This window comes from Flexithrix dorotheae DSM 6795 (assembly GCF_000379765.1).
GTDB lineage: Bacteria > Bacteroidota > Bacteroidia > Cytophagales > Flammeovirgaceae > Flexithrix > Flexithrix dorotheae.
This window is the reverse complement of the sequence record NZ_KB903505.1, coordinates 1-8,303: the sequence shown is the minus strand read 5'-3', so window position 1 is coordinate 8,303 and position 8,303 is coordinate 1. Positions and strand designations below refer to the sequence as shown.

The window sequence follows — 8,303 nt, the reverse complement described above, 5'->3', positions numbered from 1 at the left end:
TCCAATAACTGCTCCTGTACATGAACAGGCAGTAAGGTGGCTTTATCTACTAATAATTGAACAGCTCCCATATTGATGAATATAATTTTTTACTTTAAACAAATTTAATTTATTGGTGGGCACGACCAGATTTTAAGAAACCAGTTTTTGCTGCACTTCATTTTTAAACAGAAATGCATCCAGCAACTCTTTTACAATCATTTTTTTATCATCTGGCAGATTGGTAATCCGTTTGAATTGATTGACCAATTCCTTATCCCCAATTCCTCCGGCAAGCTCTTCTCTTGAACCATACATCAGAAAATCAGTAGAAGTATCCAGTGCATCTGCAATTTTGGAAAGTACATCTGCCGATGGTTGTGAGCCTTTATTTTCATACCGACCAATCTGGGTATAATGTACACCCACTGCTTTTCCCAACTCAGACTGGGATAAAGCTTTATCTATTCTTGCTTTTTTTAGCCTTTCTGCAAAACTCATAGTTATAAAAGTCTTTATGATACTATGTAAATATACAGCAAAGGCATCATCAATTCAACAAAATTAAAGCTAATACACATAGTTTGCAAGGAATATACTTGTTTATATCCATGAGTATTAATATTATTGTAATGCAAATACTCATAATTAAACTTTTTTTAAATTAATTTTTCACTCAAATGACCATCCCAGAAATCAAATCGGAGTTGACTATTCAGATGGTGCTGGCGCATTATGGGTTGCGGATGCTGCGTGGGCATCAGTTGTGCTGTCCTTTTCATGATGACAAGACTCCGAGCATGCGGATTTATTTAAAGACGAATACCTTCTGTTGTTTTAGCAGCAACTGTTCGGCTGGCACTGGAGATGTGATTGATTTTATTCAGTTGAAGGAAAAATGCAGCAAGCACGAGGCAATTGTCAAAGCCAAAACGCTGATTGGAGCAACTGAAAAAACGGTGAACCAGTTTTCCCGACAAACCATGATGATGAGGTTCTGGGAGAGCTGCCGGGAAGGGATCAAGCGCAGTCCGAAGGCACAGGAGTATTTAAGTTCGAGAGGATTAGCAGACAATGCAGCAGGTTATTGTGGCGAAAAATCCATGAAGCACTGGGCGTTGCCTTTGCGAAAAGCGGCTGCCCAATACGGGCTACAGCAAAAAGGCACGCCTCACTTTCAGCAATGTGTGATCTTTCCTCTGCTGGATGCCGAAGGAAAACCCGCCAGTTTTTACGGTCGGGCTGTTGGTGAGAAAAAACACGTTTACCTGCCAGGAGGACACTGTGGGTTGTATCCAGCTTATCCCAAAGGCACAACTACCACAGTGATTTTAACCGAAAGCATTATCGATGCCGCCAGTCTGCAACCGCATACAGACCATGCCGTACTGGCTTTGTATGGCACGAATGGCATCACAGCCGAACACTGGCAGGCACTGGGTAATCTGGAGGGTTTAAAAGAAATCATCCTGTTTTTAGATGGGGATGAAGCAGGCAAAGCAGCCAGCGTCCAACTAGCAGAAAAGCTGCACAGCCGTATGGAAAAGCTGATTATTAGCCAAATAGAAACACCAGAAGGCGAAGATGTAAACAGCCTTTTAGTCAGTCACTCAGAAGAAGCCGAAGGACTTTTTGAGCATTTATTAAAGGAGCGAAAAACACTGAAAGTGCCTAAAGCAACCTCGGTAGAAATGGCGAAAATAATCGCCCTGGAAAAAGCAGAAACCACTGAAAATCCAACAACAAAACCCACTGAAACCACCGCAAAAACTACTGCTAAAAATACCGGAAACTTCAACAGCAGCAACCCGCTGAACCTGCTCTACGATACTACAGGGCTGCTTTTAAGTGTAAAAGGCGGCTTACGGCTGGACAATGACTGGCAGGCGATGAGTGCCTTAAAAGTCAGTTTGCATATTGAAAACAAAAACACAGGCAGAAAATACCGCAGCAAGATCGATTTGTATGAAGGCAAACAGGTGCAGAAACTGGCGCAGGAAGCAGCAGAAGCCTTAAACCTGCGNCCACAAGTCATACAATCCGGTCTGGAGGAACTCACCGATTTACTGGAAGCTTACCGGGAAAAAGCCCAGCAAAAGCAGCGTGAAGAGCAGGAAAATACACCTTCTTCGGCAGTACCACTGGCAGAAAAACAGGCTTGTCTGGACTTTTTAACTGCGCCCTGTCTGCTGGAAAATATCAATGCCAAAATTGGAGAAGCTGGCGTGACCGGAGAAGATAAAAACCGCCTGTTTTTGTTCGGCATCGCCACTTCTTACAAAATGCCTGTCACTTTACATGCCCTGATACAAGGCAGTTCTGGCAGTGGCAAAACGCATTTACTGGAAAAAATCAGCAGTTTTATTCCACCNGAAGATTGCCAGGCACTCACCAGAGTAACTGAAAGCAGTTTTTACAACTTTGCCACCCACGAACTCTCCCACACCCTGATCTGCTTTGAAGATTTGGACGGACTGAAAGAAGAGGCGTTGCTGGCAGTCAGGGAACTGATCAGCCGGGGGCAACTTACTTCTTCTACTTCNGGAAAAGACGAACAGGGCAATATCCAAAGCTATGTCAGAACGGTTTACGGACCGATTGCTTCGCTTTCCTGCACCACTAAAGGAGAGATTTATGAAGACAATATGGGCAGGTGTTTTNTGGTGGCGGTGGATGAAAGTGCGGCTCAAACTCAAAATATCATCGCTTATCAGAATAAAAAAGCAGCCGGATTAATCAACCATCAGAAAGAAAAAAAAGCGGTGACTTTTTTACAAAACTGTGTGCGTTTATTAAAGCCTTTTGAGGTGGTGAATCCTTATGCCCAGGCGGTGCAACTGCCTGCTAAAGCCCATAAAATACGAAGGTTAAATGGGCTTTACCAGCATTATGTGCAGCAAATTACCCTGTTGCACCAGTACCAAAGGCAACAGGACAAACAGGGAAGATTGATCTCTACGGCAGAAGATTTACAACTGGCTTCTGAACTGATGTTTGAAAGNATTATCCTGAAAGTGGATGAATTAAATGGCAGTCTGCGGCAGTTTTTTGAACGNCTGAAAAAGTACTTGCAAGAAAACAGCAATGGAGAAAATGCTGAAAATACCACCTTCATCCAGCGGGAGATCCGGCAGGCGTTGAACATCAGCAAAACGCAATTGCACCGGAATATGCAGGAATTATTGGCACTGGAATACATCCAGCAATGTGGGGGCTACAGCAATCGGGGGTATCAGTACAAAATAGTGTATTGGGATGATAATATGGCTTTGAGAAGGGAAATTAAAACTTATCTGGAAGCCCAACTATCGAAGGTGAAGAAAGGAAAAAGCAGCAAAAATGGAACGCCAGGGAACACCAATGGAACACCACAGGAACACCAGAAAATAGTTAAGTTAATGTAAGTCAGTAAGTTATGCGCTGGTGTTCCATTATTCCAAAAAGAGAGAAAGACCCCCTAAAAAAAGCATCCGATACCAGCGTGCCGTTGGACCCGAATATGGAGAAGCCGCAATTCCTTGATTAAGCTGTAGTGGTACAATTAGAGCCTTTTTTTTTCTTCAATTGATAAACCCCTCGCTAGTCTAATCACTAAAAACTAATCACCAACCCCTAACCCCTAAAATGAAAACCTACCCCCTCCACAGTTCCGAGTTCAAACAATTACAAAAAGCTTTTGCCAGTTGGCTGGATATATTAGGATATGCAGAAAGCAGCATTTACACCCTGCCCAGACATGTTTGGGAGTTTTTTTATTACCTGGAAAACAAAGAAGGCATCACCAGAATCGACCAGATCACAGGCAGTGAAGTAAAGGGATTTTTTGCCTGGTTGTATCAGCGAGGGCATGCCAGACATCCCGGACAACCCCTCAGCGATGCTTACCTGAATAAATACCTGCAAGCCCTGAAATTACTCAGCCGATACGTCCGACAGACCGGACAGGGCGTGTTTAGCTTCCGAAAAGGCTTTATCCGTCCGCCTCAGGAACTCAAAAATATCTGCACTCAGGCAGAAATCACCACCCTTTATGACAGTTGTGACCCCGATATGCTGGGGCTTCGGGATAGGGCAATGCTCTCGGTATTTTATGCCTGTGGGCTGAGAAGAAATGAAGGCATCAGTCTGGATGTAAGGGATGTGCTGCTCTCCAATAAGTTACTGTATGTGCGCAAAGGGAAAAATTACAAGGAACGCTACGTACCGATTGGGGATAAAGTGGTGCAGGATTTTAAGCGATACCTCACGGAAAGTCGTCCGGGATTTTACCAGAGCCATCAGCAGAAAGCATTTTTTTTAAGTAAAAAAGGGCAACGAATTAACGGGCAATCCTTAAGCATCCGCCTGAAAAGACTGGTAGAAAAAGCAGGGTTAAGCAAAGAGATTACCCTCCATACCCTGCGCCACAGCATTGCCACTCACCTGCTGGAAAACGGCATGAAAATACAACAGATCGCCCATTTTTTAGGGCATAGCAGCCTGGAATCCACTCAAATTTATTTAGGAAAGTCGGCTTTAAAATAATTATCAATTATCAATAACGAGGGGTTTAAACCACTCGCTAGTCTAATCACTAACCACCAACCCCTAATCACTAATGATATGAAAACTTTTACCGAATATTTAACTGAAAAAAACTACAGTCAAAACAGTGTGAATCGCTTCACTTTTGCTGCCCAAAGGCTGATCGACTGGCTGGAAATGCGCCATGTACTGCCCCAGCATGTCACCTACAACCGACTGCTCACCTACATCAAAACCCTGAAAAAAAAGGGGCAAAGTCCGCGCTACATCAATCACCAGCTCAGTGCCATCCGCCATTACTTTGATTACCTGATTGCCAGGGAAATGATCCCCCACAGTCCGGCTGCTGACCTGTATTTAAAAGGTGTTCCAAGAAGGTTGCCCCATCATCTTTTAAGTGAAAAACAGTTGTTGGAATGTTATCAGAATTATCCTGAAAACAAGCCACTGGAAAGCGAAATCATTGGGCTGATGGTCTTCCAGGGGCTTCGGCAAAGGGAAATCAGTCGCTTAACCGCTCAGGACTTCGACCTGAAAAACAATACCGTTTTTGTCAGTGGAGATGCCCGAACCGCTGGCAGAAGNATCCCCTTAAGCAGCCATCAAATCACGTCTCTGAAACGTTACCTGAAAGATAGAATTTACTTTTGTGACCAACCCATCAAGCCNCTGATAAACAACATTACNCCCTACCTGAAAAGTCNGGAAAACCTGCACAGCATTCATCAGATCAGGGCTTCGGTGATTGCCCGGTGGGTCAGTCAGTACAACCTGAGAAAAGCCCAGTACCTGGCTGGTCACAAATACATCTCCAGCACCGAACGCTACCAAAAAGCCAACCCAGAAGCNCTGCAAAAAGCGCTGGAACAGTTCCACCCTTTAAATACTTAAATATTATCGGGAAGCAAAAAACAGGTGTGCAAGGAGCGGACTTTATGCTTGCTAAAGCTGAACTTGCTTACACATAATGCGCTTATCGTGCAGCTTGGGGAAAGGGAAGCAGGCAGCGGCTGCCACGATAAGCACCCATTATGTTAAAACCTGTTTTTAGAGCGGAATATCCCCCAACACAAAGGCAGTTTTGTAAAAACGGTTGGGTTGGGGGATATGGTGCTGAGCCGATTCCCATACCCACCGGAGCAAGCTGACCCCCACCATCAACTGAAATTTAAACAGGACTTTCCTTTTTTTTTTCAATTGAAACAACCGAAATTTTTTATCAATTGAAGAAAAAAAGTCCTAGTTTTAAAGCAGGAAAAGTTCTTTGAAAGCACTCAAGCAGAGGGCAAAATCAGAGGTAAAGTAGCTTGATGATTATTCTCCCTTCGGGATGAACCTAACCGGTATCGAAAAGAAAGGTAACCCTGATTTTAAATACCAATATAATGAAGGAACTGAAAGGGAAGAAGCTTTTGGACTAAATTGGGATCAGACTGATTTTAGAAGTTATGATGCTCAACTTGGTCGTTTTATAAGTATTGATCCAGTTGCAGAAATAGATTTTGATTGGACTCCTTATCGTTTTGCATATAATAATCCTCTTATTTTTAATGATCCTCTTGGGTTATGGGAAAAAACAGCTAATGGATGGAGAACTAGCGATACAGAGGAAATTTCCCAATTTTTAACTGCATGGAAAGATGCAGGCAAAAATCCCGAAGTTTTAGATGGTAAAGCAGGAAATGAAGAGCAAGAACTATTTAGAGTTTTTGGAGATGGTAGAACTGTAAGTATTTTTTATGGAGAACAAAGAAAAGAAAGCAATGCAAAATTTAAAATCAATAGTACTCCACATCCTGATGGCTTAAATAGTATATTAGAAGAGGTTCCATATGTTGGAAGTGCCTATAAATCAAGTAATAGATTTTCTCAAGGAGAATATGGTTGGGGGTTATTCCATGCCGGAATGTTTGCTCTCGATGCGACATCCTTAGGATTAACTAATAGTGCCAAAGCAGGGCTGAGTTCAACAAGCTCTAAGGTTTATACTGTTTATGAAACACAAAGGGATTTTAAAAAACTGGCAGGTGTCGTTTCAGAACCTTTGCCTTATTTTGGAATTACAACCAACGGAATTAATAGATATTCAATTGGTACAATTCAACGAACATATTTTCAAGCTCAATTTGTTGGTCTTGGAAAAAACACTGCTAGGGGTATTGAACAGGCTTTGATCAATTTGAATAATCAAGGACATTATTCGCCATTTAGTTCTAAGCTAATTGATAATTTAAGAAACTCGACAAGTCCTTTACGTATTTTTATGTATAATTATAGATTAAGATTAGGCACAAAATATTTAAATACACATATGCCAAATTGGAAAACCTATTATTTAAGATAATATGAATATAAAGCAAGGAGATATTCTTTCTATTCCCTTATTACATAACTTGGGGTATACATATGCAAAAGTTATTCTGCCTCATGAATTCCTTAAATGTGAAGAGCAAATAATGCTCAAAGTATTTAATTACAGAACTACTGAAGTAAAAAAAGATGTGAATTTTAAAGAAGTGGAATTAATAACAAACCCTTTACTTTTAGCAGGAAAACCAAGATTAAGGGGTTCATCTAAAAGTAAAGTTTTGAATAACGTTGAATTATTATCAGATGATTATCACATTCCAGATTTTAAAAATAACTTTAAGCTACTATCGAATTTTGACAAAGTTAAAGATGAAAAGGAATTACAATCAAGCTGGACACTAGTCAGAAACTTGTATCCTAATCATCAGACTGAAATTGACTATGAAAAGATTAAACATCTTGAATTCTGGGGTAACTTAGGTTATGATTTGTTCTTAATAAGAATAACAATGGAATTTTTAAAACTGAATGGGGAAAAAATAGGCAACTATTTTCCTGAGATAAAGAAACAATCCAATGATATGTATGATAAATGGATTAAATTCATGTATTTTTTGGTACTCAATTCTGTTGAATACTCTAAAATACCAAAAGATATTAGAGGTGTAGCAAGAAAGTAACCCCACTGGTGCAAGAGTTCAGCGAAGCGTCTCTTGTACCTATAAACCAGTTCAAAGGTAGATAGCAGAAGTCTTCAAGACTTCGGAGGGTTAACGTTTTTCAGCAGGTGGCAGGCTTTGAGCCTGTTATCTGCTGAAAAATGATCCAAACAAGCTTCGGGGGTTTATCCGAGCTACCCGGCTGCTTTGTGCGGAAGGGGGTTGGGTGTTTGTTTCATTCAAAAAACACTGATGGCTACCTACTCTAACTTCAGGCGTTTTTTAAATGCTTCCAGGCCTCTTTTATGGTGGAGTACAGCAATAATACCCACTTCTCTGGCAGGTTCATCTATTTCATAAAACAGGGCATAGGGAAACTTTTTGAGCGACATTTTACGAATCTCTGCTTCTACTTTTCGGTAAAGTTCGGGATTGCTTTCCAACAATACTTTAGCTTCTTCTAATTTGAGGGTAAATTCTATTCCCAACCCCTGTTTTTGTTCTTCATACCACTCTACAGCCTCCTGAACGTCCTCAAAGGCTTTGTGGGAAAAAATTACCTGATATAATTCCGTTTATTTTTGATACTTGGCTTTTAACTCCTGGATTACTTTTTCTGCTGAAACTGCTTTATCCCTGTTGGCTTTAAAATCGGCAGATCGCTCCTGAAGAAGTGCTTTGGTTTCTTCATCCAATTCTTCTTCTTCTGTTTCCGCAGGCACAATACCGTGTCTTTCCAGCAAGAAATCAGCATAATCCAATAACTGCTCCTGTACATGAACAGGCAGTAAGGTGGCTTTATCTACTAATAATTGAACAGCTCCCATATTG

7 protein-coding genes and 1 pseudogene are annotated in these 8,303 nt (G+C 41.3%); 5 read left to right on the top strand and 3 right to left on the bottom strand.

What is annotated here, in order from left to right; genetic code table 11:
- Positions 1-132: 132 nt before the first annotated feature.
- On the bottom strand, positions 133-480 hold the full coding sequence (locus tag A3EM_RS0137465; protein WP_020533375.1) for a helix-turn-helix domain-containing protein: 348 nt from the start codon (positions 478-480) through the stop codon (positions 133-135).
- A 179-nt stretch (positions 481-659) separates the two neighbouring features.
- Here A3EM_RS0137465 and A3EM_RS46730 point away from each other — a divergent pair, with 179 nt between their 5' ends.
- The 5 genes and pseudogenes from A3EM_RS46730 to A3EM_RS0137435 all read left to right on the top strand — a co-directional run bounded on the left by A3EM_RS46730 (position 660) and on the right by A3EM_RS0137435 (position 7,493).
- Positions 660-3,383 carry a toprim domain-containing protein gene (locus A3EM_RS46730; RefSeq protein ID WP_020533374.1) on the top strand — a complete coding sequence of 908 codons (2,724 nt, stop codon included), beginning with the start codon at positions 660-662 and terminating at the stop codon, positions 3,381-3,383.
- A gap of 220 nt (positions 3,384-3,603) precedes the next feature.
- Positions 3,604-4,503 (top strand): tyrosine-type recombinase/integrase, encoded by a 900-nt coding sequence (locus A3EM_RS46725; protein ID WP_020533373.1) that lies wholly within the window; start codon positions 3,604-3,606, stop codon positions 4,501-4,503.
- Positions 4,504-4,581: 78 nt separating this feature from the next.
- Positions 4,582-5,394 (top strand): tyrosine-type recombinase/integrase, encoded by an 813-nt coding sequence (locus tag A3EM_RS0137450; protein ID WP_020533372.1) that lies wholly within the window; start codon positions 4,582-4,584, stop codon positions 5,392-5,394.
- A 436-nt stretch (positions 5,395-5,830) separates the two neighbouring features.
- Positions 5,831-6,847 (top strand): annotated as a pseudogene (locus A3EM_RS0137440) (RHS repeat-associated core domain-containing protein); the annotation flags it as partial.
- 1 nt (position 6,848) lies between these two features.
- Positions 6,849-7,493: a hypothetical protein gene (locus A3EM_RS0137435; protein WP_020533369.1), complete on the top strand. Its 645-nt coding sequence runs from the start codon at positions 6,849-6,851 to the stop codon at positions 7,491-7,493.
- A 239-nt stretch (positions 7,494-7,732) separates the two neighbouring features.
- Here A3EM_RS0137435 and A3EM_RS47280 read toward each other — a convergent pair whose 3' ends face one another.
- Positions 7,733-8,029: a type II toxin-antitoxin system RelE/ParE family toxin gene (locus tag A3EM_RS47280; RefSeq protein WP_083925375.1), complete on the bottom strand. Its 297-nt coding sequence runs from the start codon at positions 8,027-8,029 to the stop codon at positions 7,733-7,735.
- Positions 8,030-8,047: 18 nt separating this feature from the next.
- On the bottom strand, positions 8,048-8,303 hold a 256-nt coding region (locus A3EM_RS44940), incomplete at its 5' end, for a hypothetical protein (protein WP_044241015.1).